The organism is Novosphingobium mangrovisedimenti, from assembly GCF_025153475.1.
Taxonomy (GTDB): Bacteria; Pseudomonadota; Alphaproteobacteria; order Sphingomonadales; family Sphingomonadaceae; genus Novosphingobium; species Novosphingobium mangrovi_A.
In genome coordinates this window covers 45678-69247 of sequence record NZ_JANZXA010000016.1, presented here as the reverse complement: position 1 = coordinate 69247, position 23570 = coordinate 45678, and the positions used below count along the sequence as shown (strand labels likewise).

The following is a 23570-nucleotide window of genomic DNA, read 5'->3' as shown; positions in this document are numbered from 1 at the left end:
AGCACAACGCACGTCTTTGGTTTGTGTTCCCTTTTGCCTTCCGGATCAATCGTGGCAAGCCGAATGCACGAGGCGCTTCGCGAATGGCGCATTCTCTGCTAGCGCTGCGGTATTGTGACGCCCTTTCCCTGGACCGACCTCCTCATCATCGCCGGCCTGATCCTGCTCAATGGCCTGTTCTCCATGTCGGAACTGGCCATTGTCTCGGCCCGTGCCGCGCGCCTTCGCGTCTCGGCGGAGAAGGGCAGCGGGGCTGCCAAGTCGGCGCTCGAGCTGGCTGCGGACCCCGGCAAGTTCCTGTCGACCGTACAGATCGGCATTACTCTCATCGGCATTATCGCCGGTGCCTATTCGGGCGCCAGCCTGGGCGCGCCGGTGGGCGAGCGCCTGGCGATACTGGGCGTGCCCGAACGTTTCGCGAGCGAGGCGGGTTTCACGCTGGTGATCATCGCCACGACATATGCCAGCCTGGTGATCGGCGAACTGGTGCCCAAGCAGCTGGCGCTGCGCATGGCCGAACCCGTGGCCTTGATCATGGCGCGGCCGATGGCGTGGCTGGCTAAGGTCATGGCGCCTTTTGTCTGGTTGCTCGACAAGTCCTCGGGCGTGCTCCTGCGGCTGCTCTCGATCCGTGGCGGCGACAGCGAGCAGCTGACGGCCGAAGAGCTGCAGATGATCTTCGCCGAGGCTACCCGTTCGGGGGTGATCGAGGAGGAAGAGCGGGCGATGATGGCCGGCGTCATGCGTCTGGCCGACCGTCCGGTGCGCGAACTGATGACGCCGCGCAACCAGATCGACTGGATCGACATCGATGCCGACGAGGCCGCGCTGCGCGCCAAGATCGAGTCCTCGCCCCACTCGCTGCTGCCTGTCGCGGACGAGGATTCGCCCGACAACGTGGAAGGCATTCTCAAGGTTCGCGAAGTGCTCGCCGCGATGGTGGAGGGGCGCAGCGTCGATATCCGTGCAATGATGCGCAAGGCCGAGATCATCCCCGACCAGCTCGACGCGATGGACGCGCTGCGCAAGCTCCAGACCGCCGAAGTGGCGATGGCCGTGGTCCACGACGAATACGGCCACCTCGAAGGGATCGTCACGCCGTCCGACGTGCTGGAGGCGCTCGCCGGTTCGTTCGTCAGCCATCAGGACGAGGGCGACGCGCCGATGGTGGTCGAGCGCGCGGATGGGTCTCTGCTGGTTTCGGGCGCGATGCCGGCCGATGCCATGGCCGACAGGCTGGACATGACCCTGCCCGAGGACCGCGAGTTCGCGACCGTCGCCGGCTATGTCCTCGCCGTGCTCAAGAAAGTGCCCAGGGAGGGCGAGTACTTCTCCGAGCAGGGCTGGCGCTTCGAGGTGGTCGACATGGACGGGTTGCGGATCGACAAGATCCTCGTCGAGGGCCTGGAAGAAGGCAACGACGACGGGGTGAGCGGGGACGGCTAACGTCCGGGGGCAGGCCCTCCGGCAAAGCAAAAGGGCCGGACTTTCGCCCGGCCCTTCCTGGAATTTCGTGATTGTCGGTGCTTATCCGCCGAGCGTCGTCTGCGCATCGAGGCCGTCGCCCTCGGGCGCGGCGAGGATCGAGCGGGTGATCTGGCCCTTGGCGACAGTGTAGGTCGCCGGATCGCCCACCGAAGAGCGGATGCCCGGATCGGCGGTGCCGGCCAGGCCCAGCGTCGTCTTCTCGATGTCGCTGCGGGCCTGCGGGCCGCCGAACAGCGCGTCGAGCGTCTTCTGCTGGATGTCGTCGTTGGTCGGGCGAGGCTGGCCTTCCTTGGGCGGGCTCAGCGAGAAATCGGGCGGAACCACCAGCGGCGACTGGCGCTGCACGGCGAATTCGTCGGGGCGGTTGCGGTTGAACAGCCCGGTGCTGCCGCAGGCGGACAGCAGCGTTGCGCCGGCCATAACCAGGATGAGGGCACCGGTTTTCTTCATGGGCATCAAATCAACTCTCCGGGGCAGGGTTTGCGGCTGCATCGGGCTTTTCGCGCGAAAGCAGGGATCGGGCAAGGATAATCAGGACGCCGATGGTGATCGCGGCGTCGGCAAGGTTGAAAATGAGGAAGGGGCGCCATTCGCCGAAGTGCAGGTCGGCATAGTCGATGACGAAGCCGTACATGTAGCGGTCGCGGATATTGCCTGCCGCGCCGCCCAGCACGAGGGCGAGCGCGGCAATGTCACCCAGCTTGCGCTCGCGCATCATCCAGATGAGCACGAACAGCGCGATCGCGGCGGTCATGGCCACGAGCGCCCAGCGACCCTCGGTCGACCCGGCCGTCAGCAGGCCGAGCGAAACGCCGAAGTTCGGCTGCCAGTGCAGGTTGAAGATCGGCAGCAGGTAGATCGTCTTGACCTTTTCCAGCTGCAGGCCATCGGCAACCCAGGCCTTGACGCCCTGGTCGATCAGGCAGATCGCGGCGGCAATCAGCAGGCCGAACAGGCGGTTGCGCACGGCCTTGCTCATCCAGCGGTCTCCATCGCACCGACCACGTCCTCGCAGCGGCCGCACAGCGCGCCGTCTTCCGAGACCTCGGGCAGATGGCGCCAGCAGCGGCCGCACTTGTGGTCGGTAGTGGGAGTGACGGTCACGGCATCGCCTTGCCCGGGCACAACTGTCGCGGTGATGAACAGCTCGGCCAGATCCACGCCGAGGCTCTCGGCCCCGGGGGCGTCCTGCGGCAGCGTGACGCAGGCGGCGAGGCTGGAGCCGATCACCTTGTCGCGACGCAGCGGCTCGATCGCTTCGGTGACCTTTTCGCGCAGGGCGCGCAGGGCGTCCCACTTGTCGGTGTCGGCTTCCGCCGCCGGGACTTCGGGCCATTCGAGCAGGTGGACGCTGTCCCCTTCGGGATAGCGCGTGGTCCAGACTTCCTCCGCCGTGAACACCGTGACCGGCGCGGCCCAGCGAACCAGCGCGTGGAACAGCGTGTCGAGCACGGTGCGATAGGCGCGGCGCTTGGGATCGGCCGGGCTGTCGCAGTAGAGGCAGTCCTTGCGGATATCGAAGAAGAAGGCCGAAAGGTCCTCGTTGCAGAAGTCGAGCAGTGCGCGGACGTACGTGTTGAAGTCGAAGTCCGCGACCGCCTGCTTCAGCGTGGCGTCGAGCTGGCCCAGCAGCGCGAGCACGTAGCGTTCCAGCTCGGGCATCTCCGCCACCGGCAGGCGCTCGGCCTCGTCGAAGTCCGACAGCGCGCCCAGCATGTAGCGGAAGGTGTTGCGCAGGCGGCGGTACTGGTCGCCCACGCCCTTCAGGATCTCGTCGCCGATGCGGTGATCCTCGGTGAAGTCGACCGAGAGCGCCCAGAGGCGGATGATGTCGGCGCCGTTGGTCTCCATGACCTTGATCGGGCTGACCGTGTTGCCCAGCGACTTCGACATCTTGAGGCCCTTGGCATCCATCGTGAAGCCGTGGGTCAGGACCGCCTTGTAGGGCGCATGGCCGCGCGTGGCGCAGGCTTCGAGCAGCGAGGACTGGAACCAGCCGCGATGCTGGTCGGAGCCTTCGAGGTAGAGGTCCGCGTGCGGGCCTTCATAACCCTCGGGGCGCAGCAGGTCGGGCCACTTGCCCGATTCGAGCACGAAGGCATGGGTCGAGCCCGAATCGAACCAGACGTCGAGAATGTCGGTGACGCGCTCGTAGTCCTCGGCCTTGTAGGAATTGCCGAGGTATTCCTGCGCGCGCTCGTCGTTCCAGGCATCGACGCCCTTTTCGCGGATGGCGGCGATGATGCGGGCGTTCACTTCGGGATCGACCAGATATTCGCCGGTCTCGCGATCGACGAACAGGGTGATCGGCACGCCCCAGGCACGCTGGCGGCTGAGCACCCAGTCGGGGCGTCCTTCCACCATGGCGCCGATGCGGTTGCGGCCCTTGGCCGGCACGAAGCGGGTATCGGCGAGCGCTTTTACGGCGGCCTGCCGCAGCGTCGGCGCATCGCAAAGGCCTTCCTCGGCCGGATTGATCGCGCCGCCCTCGGTCTCCCAACGCTTCTCGCCCGGCGTCTTGGGCGAGATGTGGGTCATGACCTTGTCCATCGGCACGAACCACTGCGGCGTGCAGCGGTAGATGACCTTGGCCTTGGAACGCCACGAGTGCGGGTAGGAGTGCTGGTAGTCGGCCGATGCCGCCAGCAGGCCGCCTGCTTCGCGCAGGTCGGTGCAGATCGGGCCGTCGGGCGCGTTGAACTTGGCATTGATCACCGATCCCTGGCCGCCGAGCCAGAGCCAGTCCTCGCGGTACTTGCCGTCGCCTTCGACCGCGAACTTGGGATTGATCCCGTGCGCCTTGCACAAGTCGAAGTCGTCCTCGCCATGGTCGGGCGCCATGTGGACGAAGCCGGTGCCGCTTTCGGTGGTGACGAAGCTGGAACCGTCGAGCAGCGGGCGCAGCTCGGCGAAGAAGCCGCCGAGGTGGTGCATCGGATGGCGCACCCTGGTGCCTTCCAGCGATACGCCCTTGATGAAGAAGTGCAGCTTGTGGCTGTCATGGCCGAGGCGCTTCACGAAGCTTTCCACCAGCGGCTCGGCGACGAGATAGCGCCCGCCGTCGACCTCGATCAGGTGGTAATCGATATGCGCGCCATAGGCGACGGCCTGGTTCACCGGGATCGTCCAGGGCGTGGTCGTCCAGATCACCACGCTCGCGCCGAGCAGGTCCTCGTCCGGGCATTCGACGATCTCGAACGCGACGTCGATCTGGGTCGAGACGATGTCCTCGTATTCGACTTCGGCCTCGGCCAGCGCGGTCTTTTCCACCGGGCTCCACATCACCGGCTTGGCGCCGCGATAGAGCATGTCGTTTTCGGCGAACTTCATCAGTTCCGAAACGATCGTTGCCTCGGCCTGGAAGTCCATGGTCAGGTAGGGGTTGTCCCAGTCTCCGCCGATGCCCACGCGCTTGAGCTGCTCGCGCTGCGTGTCGACCCAGTGCTGCGCATAGGCGCGGCATTCGGCGCGGAATTCCTCCGCGGGGACTTCGTCCTTGTTCTTCTTCTTCTTGCGGTAGCCTTCCTCGACCTTCCATTCGATGGGCAGGCCGTGGCAGTCCCAGCCGGGAACGTAGGGGGCATCCTTGCCCAGCAAGGTCTGCGTGCGCACCACCATGTCCTTGAGGATGTGGTTGAGCGCATGGCCGATGTGCATGTCGCCGTTCGCATAGGGCGGGCCGTCATGCAGGATGAACTTTTCACGCCCGGCGCGCGCGGCGCGGACCTTTTCGTAAATCTTCTCGTCCTGCCAGCGCGCAAGAATACCCGGCTCCTTTTGCGGGAGCCCGGCCTTCATGGGAAAATCGGTCTTCGGGAGGAAGACGGTGGATCGATAGTCGCGCTGTTCGGTCATGATCGGCGGGCGTTAGAGCAATTGGCTTAACGTTGGAAGAGTGCGGCTTGCGTACAAACCACGCGTATTGTGTGAAGACCGGGCGTTTCCGCTACGCTCAGCCCGCGTTCGCCAGCAGTTCGCGCGCTTTGACGCAATCGGCCGCGATCTGTTCCATCAGCGCGTCCAGCGAATCGAACTTGCCCTCCGGCCGCAGGAAGTGATGGAACGCCACTTCGATTTCCTGATCGTAGAGATCTTCGGAAAAGTCGAAGAAATGCGGTTCGAGCAGTTCCTTGGGCGGCTGGATCTGGGGGCGTATCCCCACATTGGCGGCACCGGGCAGCACGCGGCCGTCGGGCAGGCGGCCGATCACCGCATAGACTCCGTAGTGCGGGCGTAGATAGGCCCCCATGTCGAGGTTGGCCGTGGGAAAGCCCATCTGGCGGCCGAACTTGTCGCCGTGCTGGACAATGCCGCGGATCGCGAAGGGGCGGGTGAGCAGGCGCGCCGCCGTCGCGCAGTCGCCGGCTTTCAGCGCCTCGCGGATGCGGCTGGAGGAAATTTCGCCGTCCGCATCGCATACTGGCCCGACCGTACGGCCCGAAAGGCCGAAGCCTGCGCCCACTTCGCGCAGGACCTGCGGGTTTCCGCTGCGGCCCCTGCCGAAAGTGAAGTCCTCGCCGGTAACGACGCCTGCCGCGCCCAGGTGCCCGGCCAGTTCCTTCTCGACCCATTCGGCCGCGCCCATGGTGGCCATGGCGCGATCGAAATGCAGCACCAGCATGGCATCCGCGCCCGCCGCGCCGAACAGGTCCTCGCGCTGGTCGAGCGTGGTCAGGCGGAAGGGTTCGGCCTTGGGCTGGAACAGGCGCACCGGGTGCGGATCGAAGGTGGCGACGATGGCGGGGCGGTTTTCGGCCCGGGCCCAGCGAATCGCCTCGCCGACGACGGCCTGATGGCCCTGGTGGAACCCGTCGAAGTTGCCCAGCGCGACAATGCCGCCGCGCATCGATTCGGGAATGGGGTGAAGGTTGTCGAGACGAATCATGATTGCAGCCGCCTATAAGTCGCGCCGCAGCGTCACGAAAGCGTAAGCCGGGGCATCGCCCTGCGCCGGATGCTCGTCACGGGCCGTTTCGGTCCATTCGGGGCCCAGTGGCAGCATGACGGTATCGCCTTCGTAGTCTGCGTGGATTTCGGTCAGTTCGACGCGGCCGGCGCGCGGGAGGATCTGTGCATAGATGTCCGCGCCGCCGATCACCGCGATTTCGCCATCGCCGGCAAGTGCCAGGGCCTGGTCCATCGAATGGACCACTTCCGCGCCTTCGGGGCGCCAGCGGCGGTCGCGCGTCAGCACGATGTGGCGGCGGCCGGGCAGGGGGGAAGGAAAGGATTCGAAGGTCTTGCGGCCCATGATCATCGGCTTGCCCATGGTCATGGCCTTAAAGTGCTTGAGATCGGCGGGAAGGCGCCAGGGCAGGGTTCCCTCGCGGCCGATCACGCCGTTCGCGGCGCGCGCGTAGATGAGGAAGAGGTCCTGCGCCACGCTGCCCGTCCGCTTCAATCCAGCGTCAGCCGGGTGACGTGGCCCATCTTGCGCCCGGGCCGCGCGGCGGCCTTGCCGTAGAGGTGCAGGTGGTTGGCCGGATCGGCCAGGATCGCGGGCCAGTCGTGCGCCTCGTCGCCGATCAGGTTGCGCATCTGCGCGCCCTTGGCCGCCATCCCGGTACCGCCGAGCGGCAGTCCGCAGATCGCGCGCACGTGGTTTTCGAACTGGCTGGTGATCGCACCTTCGATTGTCCAGTGGCCCGAATTGTGGACGCGCGGGGCCATCTCGTTGAACACCGGGCCATTCTCGGTCGCGAAGAATTCCAGCGTCAGCACGCCCACATAGTCGAGCGCTTCGGCCACTTTCGCGGCCAGTGCGCGCGCGGCGGGCACTTGTTCGAGCATGGCGGCGGGCGCGGGCACCGTGCTGGTGGCGAGGATGCCGCTTTCGTGGACGTTGTGCGCCGAATCGAAGAAGCGCACGTCGCCGTCCGCGCCCCGGCACAGGATGACCGAGAATTCGGCGAAGAAGGTGACGAAGCCCTCGTAGATCAGCGGCTGGTCGGGCAGGTCGAGCGTGCGGGCGTCCTCGGGTGTCCCGATTCGCCACTGCCCTTTGCCATCATAGCCTTCGCGCCGGGTCTTGAGGATGCCGGGCGCGCCGATCGCGGCGACGGCATCGGCAAGGTCCTGCGTCGAATCGACGGGCGCGAAGGGGGCAGGGGTGCCACCCAGATCGGTGACGAAGCGCTTTTCGCTCAGCCGGTCCTGCGCGGTTTCCAGCGCGCGCGGGTGGGGCAGCAGCGGCACGTCGCCCACCGAGGCAAGCGGCGCCACGGGCACATTCTCGAATTCGTAGGTCACGACCGCGCATTGGGCGGCGAAGGCGGCCATGGCCGCGCCGTCGTCCCAGTTCGCGCAGGTGAAGGCGGCGGAAACCTCGGCCGCGATCGAATCGGCCTCGGGCGCGTAGATGTGGCAGCGGTATCCGAGCTGGGCCGCTGCCATCGCGATCATCCGGCCGAGCTGGCCGCCACCGAAGATGCCGATGGTTTCGCCGGGTGGGATCATCGGGCAGAGTTCTCCGGCGGGCCCTTCGACAAGCTCAGGGCGAGCGGAAACCTCTCAAGGTTCCAGTGCCGTTCATGCTGAGCCTGTCGAAGCATCAGGAGGGCCGCTCGGCGACACTGTCGGTCTGTTCGGCGCGGAAGGCCTGGAGCCGCTCGGCAAGGTCCGCATCGGACGTGGCGAGGATCGCGGCGGCGAGCAGACCCGCGTTGGCCGCGCCCGCCTCGCCGATCGCCAGCGTGCCGACCGGGATGCCGGCGGGCATCTGCACGATCGAAAGCAGGCTGTCCTGCCCTGAAAGCGCCTTCGACTGCACGGGCACGCCCAGCACCGGCAAGTGCGTCATCGCGGCGACCATACCCGGCAGGTGCGCGGCGCCGCCGGCCCCGGCGATCACCACCTTGAAGCCTTCGGCCGCAGCCCCCTTGGCGAATTCGACCAGCCGGTCGGGCGTGCGGTGCGCCGAGACGATGCGCGCGTCATAGGCGACGTTCAGCTTGTCCAGCATGGCGGCGGCGCGCTGCATCGTGGGCCAGTCGGACTGGCTGCCCATGATGATCGCGACTGGCGGCGCTCCCGCTTCGCTCATCTCAGCGTTCCGACAGGTAATAGCGGTCGAGCACGGCGAGATCCGCGTCCAGATCGTAGACGATCGGCTGGCCGGTCGGGATCTCGAGGCCGGTGATCTCGTCGTCGGAAATGCCCGAAAGGTGCTTCACCAGCGCGCGCAGGCTGTTGCCGTGCGCGGCCACGAGCACGGTGGCCCCGGCCTTGAGGTGCGGCACGATCGAGCTTTCATAGTAGGGCAGGACGCGGGCGATGGTGTCCTTGAGACTCTCGGTCTGGGGCACGTCGATCCCGGCATAGCGCGGGTCGGAGGACAGGTCGAACTCGCTGCCGTGCTCCAGCGGCGGCGGCGGCGTGTCGAAGCTGCGGCGCCAGATCTTGACCTGCGCGTCGCCATGCTTGGCGGCGGTCTCGGCCTTGTCGAGTCCGGTCAGCCCACCATAGTGCCGCTCGTTGAGACGCCAGTCCTTGGTCTCGGGGATCCACAGCACGCCGGCGGCCTCGAGCGCGAAGTGCAGCGTCTTGATCGCGCGGGTCTGCACCGAAGTGAAGGCGACCGTGGGCAACATGCCCTTTTCCTTGAGCAGGACACCTGCCGCGCGGGCCTCGGCTTCGCCCTTCTCGGTCACGTCTACGTCCCACCAGCCGGTGAAGCGGTTTTCGAGATTCCACTGGCTCTGGCCGTGGCGGAGAAGGATCAGGCGAGGCAAGGCATGGCTCCCTTTGGATTGCGGCGCCCATGTGTGCGGTCAGGCGCGATTGTCAGGCCGCAGCCCCTAGCTTTCCGGGGGCGATTTGGGAAGCCTGCCCGATTCGTTATCTTCGAGGTCCGATTGCGAAGAAAGCGCACGTGCCTGCGTCTTGCGCCGGCGAAGGTTCTCGCGCAGCTTCGCCGCGAGCCGTTCCTCGCGCGTTTGCTTGTCCTTGGTCATGCCAGCATTCCCGTCCATCAGCGCGCAATGCCGCCCGCGCCGACAAAGCGCAAGCGGCGCTTGACAATTGCCGCCCGCACGGACAATAGCGCGCCCCTGCCCCGAGCCGAACGGCCCGGGATGTACGGCGCTGCTGTAGCTCAGTGGTAGAGCGCACCCTTGGTAAGGGTGAGGTCGGGAGTTCAATCCTCCCCAGCAGCACCATTTCCCGCAATATCCGTCTCTTGCCCGTCAGGCGGCTGTGCGAGCCGCAGGAAACGCGGCCGTTGCCGATTTGTCGCACCGCAGCATTGTCACTGAACTGTCTCGGGATTGGCACGGGACTGTCATGCTGCGTGCCTAGGGCCCCCGCACGCAACTCGTTCGCAACAGGGGTTCCTTCAGATGAAAACTTCCCTCCGCCTCGTCGCGGGGCTGCTCGCCTCTGCGTCTTTTGTCTCCATTGCCCATGCAGGCGAACTTTCCGGTAACGTCAATGACGCCACCGGCACCCGATCCCTGCAGTCGGCCACGGTACGAATTGTCGAGCTCGATCGCGCCACCGAGACGGACCGTTCCGGTCACTACATCTTCGCCGACATTCCGGCGGGCGAGTATACCGTCGAGGTCAGCTACGTCGGCGCCATCGTCGAGACGCGGAAGATCGCGGTTCCCGCAACCGGCGGGGTAGAGGGCAACTTCGCGATGGCAGGCATCGGCGGGGCGGACATCCTCGTCGTCGGCCAGGCCGCCAACCAGGCCAGCGCGCTGTCGCGCCAGAAGGCCGCGGACGGTGTCGAATCGGTCCTGACCCGCGACGCCATCGGCCAGTTCCCCGACCAGAACGTGGCCGAATCGCTGCGCCGCCTGCCCGGCCTCAACATTCTCAACGACCAGGGCGAAGGCCGCTTCGTCTCGGTGCGCGGCCTCGATCCGGAACTGAACTCGACCTCGCTCAACGGCGTGCGTTTGCCCGCGCCCGAATCGGACACGCGTCAGGTCGCGCTCGACGTGATCTCGTCCGACATCATCGAATCGATCGAGGTGAAGAAGTCGCTCACCCCCGACATGGACGCCGACACCATCGGCGCCTCGATCGAGATCAACACCACCAGCGCCTTCGACCGCAAGAAGGACTATTACGCCATTCGCGCCGAGGGCAGCTGGAACGACTACTCGGACAAGGTGACGCCGAAGGGCAGCCTCGATTTCTCGACGCGTCTGGGTGACGACTTCGGCATCGCCGGCGGCATCAGCTACTACAAGCGCGAGTTCGAGACCGACAACGTCGAGTCGGAACTGTGGGAAGTGACCGACGACGGCACGGTCTACAATCCCGAGGTCGAGTACCGCGACTACGACGTGACCCGCAAGCGTGTCAGCGCCGCGTTGTCGTTCGATTGGCGCGTCTCGGATACCACCAAGGCCTATGCGCGCGGCAACTGGAGCCAGTTCGACGACCATGAATATCGTCGCCGCACGACCTTCATCTTCGACAAGGAGCCGAGCACGGCTACCGCGAACGGCGTGAGCTTCAGCGACGAGGACGGCGAGATCGAGGTTCGCCGCGACCTCAAGGACCGTTTCGAGCGCCAGCGCATCCGCTCGGTCGTGATCGGCAGCGATACCGACACCGGCGTGTGGAAGTTCAACTGGTCGGCCAGCTACGCCAAGTCCACCGAGAAGGAGGACTTCTCGGTGGATCCCACCCGCTTCCGCAAGAAGTTCGAAGGCGACGGCGTCGTCATCGATTGGGACTACAGCAACGAGCGCGTGCCGGTCTATTCGATCGCGCAAGGCGCGGACGAAGTGAACAAGGCGTCGAACTACAAGTTCAACCGCACCGAGCTGACCACCAATTCCGACAGCCAGGACGAGGAATACGCCGTGCGCGCAGACCTCGCCCGTACCTTTGCCGGAGACAATGGTGACTTCACCGTGCAGGCCGGCGCCAAGCAGCGGTGGCGCAAGAAGTCCTATAACTTCGACATGATCTATTATGGCGATTACGACGGCAGCTACACGCTGGCCGACGTGCTCGGATCGCAGACCTATCGCCTGCTCGACATGGGGCCTGTCGCGTCGAAGACCGGACCGGCCGACTTCCTGCTCGCCAACCGGGCCGGTTTCGAGATCGACGATTACGAGACCGCCCTGGCCTCGAACTCGGACGACTACAGCGTGAAGGAAGACGTCACGGCAGCCTATCTGCTCGGCCGCTGGGACAGCGACAGCCTGCGCGTCATCGGCGGTCTGCGCATGGAGCACACCAAAAACGAGATGAACGGCAACCTCATCCTCGATGCCGAGCCCGACGTGGGCGTGACGCCGATCCGCTACAAGCGCAGCTATACGGACTGGCTGCCGAGCCTGACGCTGCGTTACAGCCCGCAGCAGGACCTCGTGATGCGCGTTGCCGGGTACAAGAGCGTTGTGCGTCCCAAGCTTTCGAACATGGCGCCGCGCTTCACCATCAACGAGGATGACGAGGCCGAATTCGGCAACCCGTACCTCAAGCCCTACAAGGCCTGGAACTTCGATGCGGGCTTCGAATACTACTTCTCGGGCAACGGCGCGGTCTCGTTCGCGGGCTTCTACAAGAAGATCGACGACTTCATCGTCGACGTCACCCTGAAGGACCCGGGAACTTACCTCGGTATCGACTACGAGGAAGCGACCATCCCGATGAACGGCGATTCGGCCGATGTGGTGGGCTTCGAAGCCAGCTACAGCCAGGTCTATTCGATGCTTCCGGCACCGTTCGACGGCCTGCTGACCCAGGTGAACTACACCTACACGTACTCGAAGGGCACTGTGCTCGACGAGGATGGCATGGCGCGGTCGATCTCGCTCCTGAACAACTCGCGCAACACCTTCAACGTCGTGCTTGGCTACGACAAGGGCCCGCTCGACCTGCGTGTCGCCGGCACTTATCGCGACAAGTATCTCGACGAGCTGGGTGCGGATGCAACGGAGGATCGCTGGGTCGACAACCACTTCCAGATCGACATCTCGGTCAAGTACAAGGTGACCGACAACGTCCGTCTCTTTGCCGACTGGGTTAACGTGAACAACGCCAAGTACTTCGCCTATCACAACTTCGAGGGCGGCAAGCGCCTGCTGCAGTACGAAGAGTACGGCCCGACCGTGAAGTTCGGTGCGCGCGTGACGTTCTGATGGCGATCTTCGATACAGTCCTGAAGGCCAGGCCGGGAGCATTGCTTCCGGCCCTCTTGCTTGCCGGATGCGCCACTACGGGAGAGGGGGCGAGGCCCTATCTGGCGGCCACCAACGTTCCGGCCATTGCCGAGACCGAGCCCGTCGGCACGGCCAACGACGATGCCGCGGATGATCCGGCGATCTGGCGCAATGCGGCCGATCCCGCTGCCAGCCTGATCGTCGGGACCGACAAGAAGGCCGGGCTCTATGTCTATGGCCTCGACGGCAAGGTGCGCGATTTCCTTGCCGCCGGCGCGCTTAACAATGTCGACTTGCGCGAAGTCACGCTCGCCGACGGTTCGACGCGTATTCTCGTGGCCGCGAGCGACCGCACCGACCGGGCGGAACCGCGCATCGCGATGTTCTGGCTCGACGGCGCGACCGGCAAGCTGACCGCGATCAGCTCGGAATCCTTCCTGTTCGAGGGGCACGCGCCCGCCGAGGCCTATGGCTTCTGCATGGGCGGCTCGCTCGGCAATGGCGAGCTTGCGCGCGCCTATGTCGTGCTCAAGGACGGTACCGTCGCGGAGAGCGGGCTTTACGAGGTGGAGAGACGGATCGTTCCCGAGTACTTCCGCGACGTGAAGCTGGCGACCCAGTCCGAGGGCTGCGTCGTCGACGATGCCACGCAGACGCTCTACGTGGCCGAGGAAGACGTCGGCATCTGGAAGGTGCCGCTGCAGGCCGAGATGAAGGCGCACGCCTTTGCGCGCGTGGGCGCCGCCGATGGTCTGGTCGACGACGTCGAAGGCTTGGCACTGGCCCGAATGGCAGACGGTCGCGCCTGGCTGGTGGCATCGAGCCAGGGGGACAATGCCTATGCCCTGTTCGATCTGGCGAGTGGCAAGCTTGCCGGCCGTTTCCGCATCGCTGGCGGCGCGATCGACGGCACCAGCGACACCGACGGCATCGAGGTCGCGCTGGGCGATTTCGGCCTGCGCTATCCCGAAGGGCTGTTCATCGCGCAGGATGGTGACAACGCGCCGGAAGCGCAGAACTTCAAGCTGTTGTCGTGGCAGGCGATCCGCGAGGCGCTCGGCCTCGAATGAGCAGGATCGGTGCGCCTTGCTTGAGCGGCAGGGCGCACTTGCTGTATGGGCGAGGGCGATGACACGGGATTCGCATCGTTGAAGACGCGCGGCGTGATCGGCGCGGCCTTGGCCGCGGCGCTGTTTGGCGTGCCCGCGACGGCTTCGGCCGACGTGCTTCAGGTCGGCAATTCGGGCGCGGAGTGGGTCGCTGGCGGTCCTTCCGCTGCGGGCCAGTTCGTCCCTGCCGGGAATGACCGGGATTCCGGCATCCTCTTCATCGGTGAAGAGGCCCCGGCAAGCGTTCAGGATACGCCGCTCGCGGTCGAGGCGGACTTGCACCCGAGATCGGTCACGCAGGCACTCGATGCCGCAGGGCCCACCCGCTGGCGTGCCCGCGTTGCACAGCTCGCGGCGAAGTACGACATCAGCCCGGCCCTGCTCGAGGCCGTCGTCTGGCAGGAGAGCCGCTGGAACGAGAGGGCCATTTCTCCGGTGGGTGCGCGCGGTCTGGCGCAGCTCATGCCCGGCACCGCTGCCGAGATGGGAGTCGATTCCCGCGATCCGATGGCCAATCTCGAAGGCGGCGCGCGGTACTTGCGCATGCAGCTCGATGCCTTCGGTGGCGATGTCGAGAAGGCGCTTGCCGCCTACAACGCCGGCCCGGCCCGGGTCGAGAAGGCTGGGGGCATTCCGAATATCCGCGAAACGAAGGAATACGTCGCCGCGATCATGGCGCGGCTGACCGATTCGGTGCGGCAGTAGGGCCTGTCCGCAAGCGGACCCGTCCGGCTCAGCCGAGCATCTTCTTCGCCATCTCGCGCACTTCCGCGCCCATGTCCTCGCGGTCGAGCGCGATCGCCAGCGTCGCTTCGACGAAGCCGACCTTCGAGCCGCAGTCGAAGCGGCGGCCGTTGAAGGTGACTGCGTGGAACGGCTGCTCGCCGATCAGCTTGGCCATCGAGTCGGTAAGCTGGATCTCGCCGCCGGCGCCTTTGCCCTGGCTGGCCAGCAGGCCCATGATCTCGGGCTGGAGGATGTAGCGGCCGGATACGATCTTGTTCGAAGGGGCTTCTTCCACCTTCGGCTTTTCGACCAGGCCCTTGACCTCGGTGAGCGCTCCCTTGCTTTCGCCCGGCGCGATCACGCCGTAGCTCGAGACTTCCTCCTTCGGCACTTCCAGCACCGAGACGAGATTGCCGCCCACTTCGTTGTAGGCCTCCATCATCTGGGCCATGCAGCCGGGAGAGCCGTACATCAGTTCGTCGGGCAGGAAGATCGCGAAAGGCTCGTTGCCGACGACGGCGCGCGCGCACCACACGGCGTGGCCGAGGCCCATCGGCACCTGCTGGCGCACGGTGACGAGATTGCCCGGCTCGATGCGGGTCGGCTCCAGCGGGTCGAGCGACTTGCCGCGGCCGTTCATCGTCGCTTCGAGTTCGTAGGCCGTATCGAAATGCTCGACGATCGCGGTCTTGCCGCGCCCGGTGACGAACACGAATTCCTCGATTCCCGCTTCGCGGGCCTCGTCCACAGCGTACTGGATCAGCGGACGGTCGACGACCGGCAACAGCTCCTTGGGAATCGCCTTGGTGGCCGGGAGGAAGCGCGTCCCCAGTCCTGCCACGGGAAAGACTGCCTTGCGGACGGGTTTGCGGAAATTCGAGTCGCTCATGCCGAGTGTCATTGCCTTCCTGTGTTGCAGTGCAATTAAAGCCGCATAGCCGGGACTATTCAACCGGGCGGCGGCTCACTAACCGCAGCTGTCACTATTCGGGACGTGTCGTCCAACCGTTGCCGTGTCCGCGTTTCCCGCTAAATGGCGAACATGGACAAGATCATTATCGAAGGCGGAAAACGCCTGTCAGGCACTATACCCGTTTCCGGCGCAAAAAATGCAGCACTCACCCTGCTGCCCTGTGCATTGCTTACCGATGAGCCGCTGACCCTGCGCAATCTGCCGCGTCTGGCCGATATCGACGGGTTCCAGCACCTGATGAACCAGTTCGGTGTTTCGACCATGATCGCGGGATCGCGGCCGGAGGATTTCGGCAGGGTCATGACCCTGCAGGCGACGCGGATCACCAGTTCGGTCGCCCCCTACGATCTGGTCCGCAAGATGCGCGCCTCGATCCTGGTGCTGGGGCCGATGCTGGCGCGCATGGGTGAGGCGACCGTCTCGTTGCCCGGCGGCTGCGCCATCGGCAACCGCCCGATCGACCTGCACCTGAAGGCGCTCGAGGCGCTGGGCGCGCAGATCGAGCTGGCGGCGGGCTATGTGAAGGCCGTGGCGCCCGACGGCGGCCTGCCCGGTGGACGCTATTCCTTCCCGGTGGTCTCCGTCGGCGCGACCGAGAACGCGCTGATGGCCGCAGTGACCGCGCGCGGCAAGTCGACGCTGCACAATGCCGCGCGCGAGCCCGAGATCGTCGACTTGTGCAACCTGCTGGTCGCCATGGGCGCCGAGATCGAAGGTATCGGCACCTCCGACCTCACCATCCACGGCGTGCCACGCCTCTACGGGGCCACCTACATGGTCATGCCCGACCGCATCGAGGCGGGCTCCTATGCCTGCGCGGCGGCGATCACCGGGGGTGAGGTCATGCTGAAGGGCGCGAAGATCCAGGACATGGAAGCAACCGTGCAGGCGCTGCGCGATGCCGGCGTGCTCGTCGAGCCCGTTGCCGGCGGCCTGCGGGTGGCCAGCGAGGGCAAGCTGCGCCCGGTCACGCTCTCGACGGCGCCCTATCCCGGTTTTGCCACCGACATGCAGGCGCAGCTCATGGCGCTGCTGTGCCGGGCCGAAGGGTCCAGCGTCCTGACCGAGACGATCTTCGAGAACCGCTATATGCACGTTCCCGAACTCAACCGCATGGGCGCCAGTATCGAGACCAAGGGCCGCACCGCGATCGTCCACGGAGTCGAGAAACTGACCGGCGCGGAAGTCATGGCGACCGACTTGCGCGCGTCGATGAGCCTTGTCATCGCGGGTCTTGCCGCCGAAGGGCAGACCCAGGTTCACCGTCTCTACCACCTCGATCGCGGGTACGAGCGGCTGGAGGAAAAGCTGGCGCTGGTCGGCGCGCAGATCGAACGTGTCGGCGGGGACTGAGGCAACTCTGCGTTCCGTCGCGCGTTTCCCTTTCGAAACCCGTCCCGAGTTTGAAGGAGTTTCGACATGGGTCTGATCAGGTTGGCGGCTGTCGGCGCGGCAGGCTTCGCGCTTTACAAGTACATCACCCGCAGCGGTGAAGACCGGCTCGCCTATGGTGGCGGTGCGGGACACTTTACCAAGGTGCGCGACGCCGGGCCTGAAAACATGGCAAGCGCGCCCGCAAGCTGGTCCAAGACCGACGAGGCGAGCGACGAAAGCTTTCCGGCCAGCGATCCGCCGGGCACTTACTGAAGGGGCTTTTCAGGCGCCTGCGTCAGGATTGGTGACAAGCCACACGCGGATCGCGCCGGCAAGGCCCGGCGGCGTTTCGGCTTCCAGCCGCTCGGCGTCGATCCGCGCCACGAGGGCGTTTAGCGGCACGCCCCTGGTGCCTGCCGCGGCCCGCAGCATGTCCCAGAACACCGGTTCGAGGCTGATCGAGGTCTTGTGTCCGGCGATTTCGACCGAGCGCTTGACCGGGGGATGGTAGGGCGAGGACATGCGCCAGGCTTCACGATACCGGGCGCTGCGCCGAACAGGTGCCGGCGCCGAGGCGGGCCGCCCTGGCCTCCTTCAGGATTTCGGCCGCTTCGCGCAGCACGTAGAGGCCGATGGCCGCGCCGACCACGAGGTCGAAATAGCGCATCCCGGTCAGCATGACGGCGCCGCCAGACACGATGACGGCGGCATTGGCGATCACGTCGGCGCGGGTGAAGATCCATGCCGCGCGCATGTGCACGCCGCCATCGCGATGGCGGGCGAGCAGGCGCATGACGGTGACGTTGACCGCCAGCGCGAGGCACGAGACCGCGATCATCCACGCGCCCTGCGGCTCCCCGCCGGTGAACAGCCGGCGAATCACGTCGAAGAGCACGCCGAGGCCTAGGAACGAAAGCGCCCAGGCGCTGGTCGTCGCGGCCAGCGCCTGGAAGCGGTCGCCGCGGCCGATGGCGGCGAGCGCGATGGCATAGACGCAGGCGTCGGACAGCATGTCGAGCCCGTCGGCGAGCAGGCTGGTGGAGTTGCCGAACCAGCCCGTGGCCGTTTCGACCAGAAACATCGCGGCATTGAGCCATAGCGCGATCCACAGCGTGCTTCGCTGTTCGCGCGTCGTGGCCGGGGTGGGCTTGCATCCGCAGTCTGCCATGCGGGATGCAATAGCCGTTCTTGATCCCCGGCGCCAATCGCATTCGGCAAGAGGCGCCTGGTTCAGGGGTGTGGGCTGGCGGCCGTCAGGCCGCCGCCCGTGTGCGGTGGGTGCCGCCGGAAGCGGCAACCATTCTCAGTACATGTGCTGGCCGCCGTTGATGCTCATGGTCGAGCCGGTCACGAAGGCGGCATTTTCCGAGCACAGGAAGGCGACGCCGCGCGCGATCTCGTAGGCATGGCCGAGGCGGCCCACCGGGATCTTGGCGACGATCTTCTCGAGCACCGGGGCCGGCACGGCGGCGACCATGTCGGTATCGATGTAGCCCGGCGCGATCGCGTTCACCGTCACCCCGTACTTGGCGCCTTCCTGCGCCAGCGCCTTGGTGAAGCCGTGAATGCCGGACTTGGCCGCGGCATAGTTGACCTGGCCGTACTGGCCGGCCTGGCCGTTGATCGATCCGATGTTGACGATGCGGCCCCAGCCACGTTCGCGCATGCCGGGGAAGGTCGCCTTGGCCATGTTGAAGCAGCCGCCGAGGTTGATGCGCATCACCTCGTTCCAGTCATCGAAGCTCATCTTGTGCAGCACGCCGTCGCGGGTGATGCCCGCGTTGTTGACGACGATGTCGACCGGGCCGACTTCCTCGGCCACGCGGGCGCAGCCTTCGATTGTCGCCTCGTGATCGCCGACGTCCCACTTGTAGGCCGGGATGCCGGTTGCCTCGGTGAAGGCCTTGGCCCTCTCGTCGTTGCCGCCATAGTTTGCGACGACGGCATGACCCCTGTCTTTCAGAGCCAGCGAGATGGCTTCTCCGATACCTCTTGTCCCGCCAGTAACAATTGCAACGCGCGCCATATCAAGCCTTTCGCATTAGTGTGCATCCACCGTGCACAGTGCTAGGAAATGCCAAGTAACAGGGCAAGCCACTGCGAGACTGTTCGGGGGTTGTTCGGCATGAATGGCATTGCATATTGCGCAATGTCGCTTGCTGAAATCAGAAGTGGAACTGGGTTCCTACGTAGACGGACTGGCTGTCCTGCTTGCCGTCGGTCAGCGGGCGCAGGCGTTCGCGTTCCTGTGAATAGCGCACACCTGCGGTGACATCGAGATTATTGGTTACCCGGTAGGCGCCGCTGAGGTCCACTTCACCGGCTTCCCCGGCAAAAGTGCGCGGCGCGCGGCCAGGCGCGCGCTTCTCGTCGATCGAGAGCCGCGTGCTGAAGCGGGAGTTGGTGTCATCGGAAGGGCCGGGCTGCAGGCTGAACTTCCTGAGGTCCGGCATGTCCGTCAATGGCTTGTTGGCTGTTTGCGGGACGAGATCCTGCGCGAAGTTCTGGTAGCCGCGCGATATGCCCAGGTTGAAGGCGGTGGGGGGCATGCGCATGCGGGCCGGGCCCGAATCGGCAGTGCCCTGAGCCGCTGCCGGGGGACCATGGACGATGATCGCCTTCGCCGCTTCGGGATCGACGCGCACGGCGACCGTGACCGAACGGTCCGGACGGTTGGGCGTGCCGGCGGGCGTGAACGGGAAAGGCTGTCCCTTGGCCAGCGACCGCATGGCGATGACGTGGGAGAGATTTTCGGGCGAGGCGTCCGGATCGAACGAATCGATCGGTGCCGGCGAGGCGGTCAGGACAGAGAAACTGGTGGAAAAGGCCATCACGGCGCTGGGCAGCGCAAGCACGCCCACGCAGGCCGCGAGCATCACTCCAGCCGTCGTGCCGCCTTTCGACGCAACCTTGCGTTCCGAAACCATGGTACAGCCCGTTGCTTCCCGTATCCGCCCGGCCGGTGATCCCCGTTGCGGGGAGAGCCTGCCGAATCCGCATTGTGTCCTTGGCAAATTAACACAGCCTGATCGTTCAGGGGAGATGGGAACGGTTCGGGCATATGGCAATCCCGGCGACGGGGGGCGGGCGCGGCGTTCAGCGACGGTTTAGGGGAGAACGCCGAGGAACGCGCACTTGCCGCCCGGGCAGCGGCGGTTATAGAGGCGTTTGACGACAGGTTCCGGCATCCCGGCGCTTGCCAGCAAAGATCAGGAATTGGGAACGACAATGACAGGCAGCACCGATACCGGCTTTTTCACCGCGCGCTCGCTGGTCACCGCGGCCTTGTGCACCGGGGCGGCGCTTGCGCTGGCCGGTTGCGGCGGCGGCAAGAAGCAGGTCGGCGCGGTCATGGCGCCTTCGCAGGTGACCACGATCGGCGTGAACAGCTATCTGTGGCGCGCCAGCCTCGATTCGCTTTCCTTCATGCCGCTGCTCCAGTCGGACAGCGCCGGCGGCGTCATCGTCACCGACTGGTACACCAACCCCAGGAACCCCGGTGAGCGGGTCAAGGTTTCGGTCATCATCCTCGATCGGGATCTGCGCGCCGACGCGCTGAAGGTGACGGCGGTGCGCGAAGTGGCGCAGGGCGGCGGCTGGGTTCCGGCACCGGTTCAGGCCGCAACCGTGCAGAAGCTCGAAGACATCATCCTGACCCGCGCGCGCGATCTGCGTCGCAATTCGATAGGCGGCTGACCTAATTCGGTTCGCGGGTGTTCAGGCCCGCAGGAGACTAGACTGACATGAATGAGCGGTTCGATCCGGCTCAGGCGGATACCCGCTGGCAGGCCGCGTGGGACGAGGCGCAGTGCTTCAAGGCGGACGACGGCAGCGCGAAGCCGCGCAGCTACGTCCTTGAGATGTTCCCCTATCCCTCGGGGCGCATCCACATCGGCCACGTGCGCAACTACACGATGGGTGACGTGCTGGCGCGCTACAAGCGGATGAAGGGCTTCGAGGTCCTGCATCCGATGGGCTGGGACGCCTTCGGCATGCCGGCCGAGAATGCCGCCATGGAAAAGGGCGTGCATCCCGGTGGCTGGACGCGCGACAACATCGCCAACATGAAGGCGCAGCTAAAGCGCCTGGGTTTCGCGCTCGACTGGAGCCGCGAGCTGGCGACCTGCGAGCCGGAGTACTACGGCCAGGAACAGTCGCTGTTCCTCGACCTCTACGAACACGGCCTTGTCTACCGCAAGGAATCGGCGGTGAACTGGGACCCGGTCGACCAGACCGTGCTCGCCAACGAGCAGGTGATCGATGGGCGCGGCTGGCGCTCGGGCGCACTGGTGGAAAAGCGCAAGCTCTCGCAGTGGTTCCTCAAGATCACCGACTTCGCCGACGAACTGCTCGAAGGGCTCTCCACGCTCGACAAGTGGCCGGAGAAGGTCCGGACCATGCAGGAAAACTGGATCGGCAAGAGCACCGGGCTCCAGTTCCATTTCAAGCCGGCCAATTTCGATTCGCAAATCGAGGTCTATTCGACCCGTCCCGACACGATCTTCGGCGCCAGCTTCGTTGCCGTTGCCGCCGAACACCCGGTGGCGCAGCAGGTCGCAGCCACGTCCGCCGAAGCGCAGGCCTTCATCGAGGAGTGCAAGCGCGGCGGCACCACGGCGGCCGAGCTGGAAACGGCGGAAAAGCTGGGCTTCGATACCGGCTTCCGCGTTGTGCATCCTTTCACCGGCGCTGAACTGCCGGTCTACATCGCCAACTTCGTGCTGATGGAATATGGCACCGGCGCGGTCATGGCGGTTCCCGGACACGACCAGCGCGACTTCGAGTTCGCCACCAAGTACGACTTGCCGATCCTGCGTGTGGTCGCCGCGAGCGCCGACGATGCGGACAAACCCTTCGAAGGCGAGGCGGAAGCCGGCGACGGCATCTGCGTCCACTCGGATTTCCTGAATGGCATGAGCGTGGCGGAGGCCAAGGCCACCGTCATCGCCCGTGCCGAAAACGAAGGCTGGGGCGAGGGCAAGACGGTCTGGCGTCTGCGTGACTGGGGTGTTTCGCGCCAGCGCTACTGGGGTACGCCGATCCCGTTCATCCACTGCGAAGTCTGCGGCGTCGTGCCGGTGCCCAAGAAGCAGCTGCCGGTCACGCTGCCCGAGGACGTCGATTTCTCGACTCCGGGCAACCCGCTGGCGCGCCATGCCACCTGGAAGCACGTCGATTGCCCGCAGTGCGGCAAGCCCGCGCGGCGCGAGACCGACACGCTCGATACTTTCGTCGATTCCTCATGGTATTTCCTGCGTTTTGCCAGCCAGCCGGATGACAGGCCCTTCGATCCCGCCCAGATCGCGCAGTGGCTGCCGGTCGAGCAGTATATCGGCGGCATCGAGCATGCGATCCTGCACTTGCTCTACGCCCGGTTCTGGACTCGCGCGCTGGCCCGTATCGGCAAGATCGAGGTGAAGGAGCCGTTCGGCAGCCTGTTCACGCAGGGCATGGTCACGCACGAGGTCTATTCGCGCAAGGAAGACGGGCGCGAGATCTACTTCGGTCCTTCCGAGATCGAGCGCACCGCCGATGGCGCGACGCTGAAGGAAGATGGCCAGCCGGTCACGGTCGGCAAGGTCATCAAGATGTCGAAGTCGAAGAAGAACGTGGTCGATCCGGACGAGATCGTCGCGACCTACGGCGCCGACGCGATCCGCTGGTTCATGCTGTCCGACAGCCCGCCCGAACGCGACCTGCCATGGTCCGAGGCCGGCATCGAGGGCTGCGCGCGCTTCGTGCAGCGCCTGTGGCGCCTCTTCGCCCAGCATGACGTGGCGGTCGAGGGCGAGGACAAGGCGGTCGACCGCAAGGTCCACCAGACCGTCGCCGCCGTCGCTGAAGACATCGAATCGCTCGGCTTCAACAAGGCCGTCGCACGCATCTACGAACTGACGGGCGTAATCGAAAAGGCGCAGCCTTCGGCAAGCCGTTCGGCTGCCATCCGCAAGCTGCTGCTGCTGGTTTCGCCGATGATGCCGCACCTTGCCGAAGAAGCCTATGCCGAGTTCGGCGAGGGCCTCATCGCCAATGCGGCGTGGCCGCAAGTCGATCCGGCGCTGTTGGTCGAGGATGAAGTGACCATCGCCGTGCAGGTGAAGGGCAAGCTGCGCGACACGCTGACGGTCGCCAAGGGCACCGCGAAGGAAGAACTGGAGGCGCTTGCCCTCGCCAGCGAGAAGGTGCAGCGTGCCCTCGATGGTGCTCAAGTCCGCAAGGTGATCGTCGTGCCCGACCGTCTGGTGAATCTCGTCGCGTGAAGCGATCGGCTGCCCTTGCCGGAGCGCTGATGCTCTCTGTCGCGATGCTGTCCGGCTGCGGGCTCAAGCCGATGTATGCCGGCGGCGGCAAGGGTGCGGTGGCGCGTGGATTGTCCGACGTGCAGGTTTCCGCGATCGAGGGACGTGCCGGCTGGCTGGTGCGTAATGCTCTGGTCGATCAGCTCGGGTCGGGGCAGGCCGGGGTAACCCCCCGCTATCGCCTCGATGTGCGTCTCGACGACAAGCTGGAGGGCTTTGCCCTGCTCTCCGACGATACCATCGGCCGAGAGCGGCGCACTCTGCGTGCGCGTTACCAGCTGGTGGACCTGTCCAGCGGGGACGTCGTGCTCGACGCCACCGCTGGCTCGGATGCAGGTATCGACGTCGTTTCCTCCGACTATGCGACGATTGCCGCAGAGCAGACCGCGCTGGAGAACCTGTCCAAGGACGTCGCCAGCCGCATCGTCACCAGTGTCGCGCTGCGCCTGCGCGGCAATACGGCCCAGTAAGG

Annotated in this window: 23 protein-coding genes and 1 tRNA gene; 10 read left to right on the top strand and 14 right to left on the bottom strand. The window is 65.7% G+C overall.

All coding sequences use genetic code 11. The annotated features are described in order from the left end of the window. Positions 1-114: 114 nt before the first annotated feature. On the top strand, positions 115-1446 hold the full coding sequence (locus tag NZK81_RS18905; RefSeq protein ID WP_260047652.1) for a hemolysin family protein: 1332 nt from the start codon (positions 115-117) through the stop codon (positions 1444-1446). Between the two features lie 81 nt (positions 1447-1527). Here NZK81_RS18905 and NZK81_RS18900 read toward each other — a convergent pair whose 3' ends face one another. From NZK81_RS18900 to NZK81_RS18860, 9 genes are all read right to left on the bottom strand, one after another. After that, complete coding sequence (locus NZK81_RS18900) at positions 1528-1944, bottom strand: DUF3035 domain-containing protein (RefSeq protein ID WP_260047651.1); 417 nt, start codon at positions 1942-1944, stop codon at positions 1528-1530. A gap of 4 nt (positions 1945-1948) precedes the next feature. Next, positions 1949-2467, bottom strand: coding sequence for a signal peptidase II (lspA, locus tag NZK81_RS18895; RefSeq protein ID WP_260047650.1), 519 nt, complete (start codon positions 2465-2467; stop codon positions 1949-1951). Continuing rightward, entirely contained in the window at positions 2464-5343 is a 2880-nt protein-coding gene (gene ileS / locus NZK81_RS18890) for an isoleucine--tRNA ligase (RefSeq protein WP_260047649.1), read from the bottom strand. The genes lspA and ileS overlap by 4 nt, the downstream gene beginning before the upstream one ends. Positions 5344-5440: 97 nt before the next feature. Then, on the bottom strand, positions 5441-6373 hold the full coding sequence (locus tag NZK81_RS18885; protein ID WP_260047648.1) for a bifunctional riboflavin kinase/FAD synthetase: 933 nt from the start codon (positions 6371-6373) through the stop codon (positions 5441-5443). 12 nt (positions 6374-6385) lie between these two features. Continuing rightward, complete coding sequence (locus tag NZK81_RS18880) at positions 6386-6871, bottom strand: dihydrofolate reductase (RefSeq protein ID WP_260047647.1); 486 nt, start codon at positions 6869-6871, stop codon at positions 6386-6388. 14 nt (positions 6872-6885) lie between these two features. Beyond that, positions 6886-7944, bottom strand: coding sequence for a 5-(carboxyamino)imidazole ribonucleotide synthase (locus tag NZK81_RS18875; protein ID WP_260047646.1), 1059 nt, complete (start codon positions 7942-7944; stop codon positions 6886-6888). Positions 7945-8038: 94 nt separating this feature from the next. Continuing rightward, on the bottom strand, positions 8039-8530 hold the full coding sequence (purE, locus tag NZK81_RS18870; RefSeq protein ID WP_260047645.1) for a 5-(carboxyamino)imidazole ribonucleotide mutase: 492 nt from the start codon (positions 8528-8530) through the stop codon (positions 8039-8041). Position 8531: 1 nt separating this feature from the next. Then, positions 8532-9218 (bottom strand): 2,3-diphosphoglycerate-dependent phosphoglycerate mutase, encoded by a 687-nt coding sequence (gene gpmA / locus NZK81_RS18865; RefSeq protein WP_260047644.1) that lies wholly within the window; start codon positions 9216-9218, stop codon positions 8532-8534. 66 nt (positions 9219-9284) lie between these two features. After that, positions 9285-9440 carry a hypothetical protein gene (locus NZK81_RS18860; RefSeq protein WP_260047643.1) on the bottom strand — a complete coding sequence of 52 codons (156 nt, stop codon included), beginning with the start codon at positions 9438-9440 and terminating at the stop codon, positions 9285-9287. Between the two features lie 129 nt (positions 9441-9569). On the opposite strand from NZK81_RS18860, the gene NZK81_RS18855 reads away from it, so the two are divergent. From NZK81_RS18855 to NZK81_RS18840, 4 genes are all read left to right on the top strand, one after another. After that, positions 9570-9644, top strand: a tRNA-Thr gene (locus NZK81_RS18855). A gap of 180 nt (positions 9645-9824) precedes the next feature. Next, positions 9825-12596: a TonB-dependent receptor gene (locus NZK81_RS18850; protein WP_260047642.1), complete on the top strand. Its 2772-nt coding sequence runs from the start codon at positions 9825-9827 to the stop codon at positions 12594-12596. Then, a complete protein-coding gene (locus NZK81_RS18845; RefSeq protein WP_260047641.1) occupies positions 12596-13687 on the top strand; it encodes a phytase in 1092 nt (363 codons plus the stop codon). Before NZK81_RS18850 ends, NZK81_RS18845 begins: the two co-directional genes overlap by 1 nt. A gap of 78 nt (positions 13688-13765) precedes the next feature. Then, positions 13766-14431 (top strand): lytic transglycosylase domain-containing protein, encoded by a 666-nt coding sequence (locus tag NZK81_RS18840; protein WP_260047640.1) that lies wholly within the window; start codon positions 13766-13768, stop codon positions 14429-14431. A 28-nt stretch (positions 14432-14459) separates the two neighbouring features. Here the strand turns inward: NZK81_RS18840 and galU are convergent, their stop codons facing one another. Next, a complete protein-coding gene (galU, locus tag NZK81_RS18835; RefSeq protein ID WP_260047639.1) occupies positions 14460-15341 on the bottom strand; it encodes a UTP--glucose-1-phosphate uridylyltransferase GalU in 882 nt (293 codons plus the stop codon). 153 nt (positions 15342-15494) lie between these two features. Here galU and murA point away from each other — a divergent pair, with 153 nt between their 5' ends. Both murA and NZK81_RS18825 read left to right on the top strand, forming a co-directional pair. Then, complete coding sequence (gene murA / locus NZK81_RS18830; RefSeq protein WP_260047638.1) at positions 15495-16778, top strand: UDP-N-acetylglucosamine 1-carboxyvinyltransferase; 1284 nt, start codon at positions 15495-15497, stop codon at positions 16776-16778. A 66-nt stretch (positions 16779-16844) separates the two neighbouring features. Beyond that, positions 16845-17072 (top strand): hypothetical protein, encoded by a 228-nt coding sequence (locus NZK81_RS18825; RefSeq protein ID WP_260047637.1) that lies wholly within the window; start codon positions 16845-16847, stop codon positions 17070-17072. A 9-nt stretch (positions 17073-17081) separates the two neighbouring features. On the opposite strand, the gene NZK81_RS18820 is transcribed toward NZK81_RS18825, so the two are convergent. From NZK81_RS18820 to NZK81_RS18805, 4 genes are all read right to left on the bottom strand, one after another. Next, positions 17082-17321 carry a ribbon-helix-helix domain-containing protein gene (locus NZK81_RS18820; protein WP_260047636.1) on the bottom strand — a complete coding sequence of 80 codons (240 nt, stop codon included), beginning with the start codon at positions 17319-17321 and terminating at the stop codon, positions 17082-17084. 10 nt (positions 17322-17331) lie between these two features. Further along, entirely contained in the window at positions 17332-17967 is a 636-nt protein-coding gene (locus NZK81_RS18815) for a cation diffusion facilitator family transporter (protein WP_260047635.1), read from the bottom strand. A 135-nt stretch (positions 17968-18102) separates the two neighbouring features. Next, positions 18103-18825 (bottom strand): acetoacetyl-CoA reductase, encoded by a 723-nt coding sequence (gene phbB, locus NZK81_RS18810; protein WP_260047634.1) that lies wholly within the window; start codon positions 18823-18825, stop codon positions 18103-18105. A 139-nt stretch (positions 18826-18964) separates the two neighbouring features. Next, on the bottom strand, positions 18965-19726 hold the full coding sequence (locus NZK81_RS18805) for a hypothetical protein (RefSeq protein WP_260047633.1): 762 nt from the start codon (positions 19724-19726) through the stop codon (positions 18965-18967). A 301-nt stretch (positions 19727-20027) separates the two neighbouring features. On the opposite strand from NZK81_RS18805, the gene NZK81_RS18800 reads away from it, so the two are divergent. The 3 genes from NZK81_RS18800 to lptE are packed head-to-tail and all read left to right on the top strand — an operon-like array spanning position 20028 to position 23568. Then, on the top strand, positions 20028-20495 hold the full coding sequence (locus tag NZK81_RS18800; protein ID WP_260047632.1) for a DUF3576 domain-containing protein: 468 nt from the start codon (positions 20028-20030) through the stop codon (positions 20493-20495). Between the two features lie 47 nt (positions 20496-20542). Further along, positions 20543-23059 (top strand): leucine--tRNA ligase, encoded by a 2517-nt coding sequence (gene leuS / locus NZK81_RS18795; protein ID WP_260047631.1) that lies wholly within the window; start codon positions 20543-20545, stop codon positions 23057-23059. After that, on the top strand, positions 23056-23568 hold the full coding sequence (gene lptE, locus NZK81_RS18790; protein ID WP_260047630.1) for an LPS assembly lipoprotein LptE: 513 nt from the start codon (positions 23056-23058) through the stop codon (positions 23566-23568). Before leuS ends, lptE begins: the two co-directional genes overlap by 4 nt. Positions 23569-23570: the final 2 nt, after the last annotated feature.

Bases quoted from the DNA above. Each gene is read 5' to 3' on its own strand.
- NZK81_RS18900 (WP_260047651.1), bottom strand. From the start codon at position 1,944: ATGCCCATGAAGAAAACCGGTGCCCTCATCCTGGTTATGGCCGGCGCA.
- lspA (WP_260047650.1), bottom strand. From the start codon at position 2,467: ATGAGCAAGGCCGTGCGCAACCGCCTGTTCGGCCTGCTGATTGCCGCC.
- ileS (WP_260047649.1), bottom strand. From the start codon at position 5,343: ATGACCGAACAGCGCGACTATCGATCCACCGTCTTCCTCCCGAAGACC.
- NZK81_RS18885 (WP_260047648.1), bottom strand. From the start codon at position 6,373: ATGATTCGTCTCGACAACCTTCACCCCATTCCCGAATCGATGCGCGGC.
- NZK81_RS18875 (WP_260047646.1), bottom strand. From the start codon at position 7,944: ATGATCCCACCCGGCGAAACCATCGGCATCTTCGGTGGCGGCCAGCTC.
- purE (WP_260047645.1), bottom strand. From the start codon at position 8,530: ATGAGCGAAGCGGGAGCGCCGCCAGTCGCGATCATCATGGGCAGCCAG.
- NZK81_RS18860 (WP_260047643.1), bottom strand. From the start codon at position 9,440: ATGACCAAGGACAAGCAAACGCGCGAGGAACGGCTCGCGGCGAAGCTG.
- NZK81_RS18850 (WP_260047642.1), top strand. From the start codon at position 9,825: ATGAAAACTTCCCTCCGCCTCGTCGCGGGGCTGCTCGCCTCTGCGTCT.
- NZK81_RS18845 (WP_260047641.1), top strand. From the start codon at position 12,596: ATGGCGATCTTCGATACAGTCCTGAAGGCCAGGCCGGGAGCATTGCTT.
- galU (WP_260047639.1), bottom strand. From the start codon at position 15,341: ATGAGCGACTCGAATTTCCGCAAACCCGTCCGCAAGGCAGTCTTTCCC.
- murA (WP_260047638.1), top strand. From the start codon at position 15,495: ATGGACAAGATCATTATCGAAGGCGGAAAACGCCTGTCAGGCACTATA.
- NZK81_RS18825 (WP_260047637.1), top strand. From the start codon at position 16,845: ATGGGTCTGATCAGGTTGGCGGCTGTCGGCGCGGCAGGCTTCGCGCTT.
- NZK81_RS18820 (WP_260047636.1), bottom strand. From the start codon at position 17,321: ATGTCCTCGCCCTACCATCCCCCGGTCAAGCGCTCGGTCGAAATCGCC.
- NZK81_RS18815 (WP_260047635.1), bottom strand. From the start codon at position 17,967: ATGGCAGACTGCGGATGCAAGCCCACCCCGGCCACGACGCGCGAACAG.
- phbB (WP_260047634.1), bottom strand. From the start codon at position 18,825: ATGGCGCGCGTTGCAATTGTTACTGGCGGGACAAGAGGTATCGGAGAA.
- NZK81_RS18805 (WP_260047633.1), bottom strand. From the start codon at position 19,726: ATGGTTTCGGAACGCAAGGTTGCGTCGAAAGGCGGCACGACGGCTGGA.
- NZK81_RS18800 (WP_260047632.1), top strand. From the start codon at position 20,028: ATGACAGGCAGCACCGATACCGGCTTTTTCACCGCGCGCTCGCTGGTC.
- leuS (WP_260047631.1), top strand. From the start codon at position 20,543: ATGAATGAGCGGTTCGATCCGGCTCAGGCGGATACCCGCTGGCAGGCC.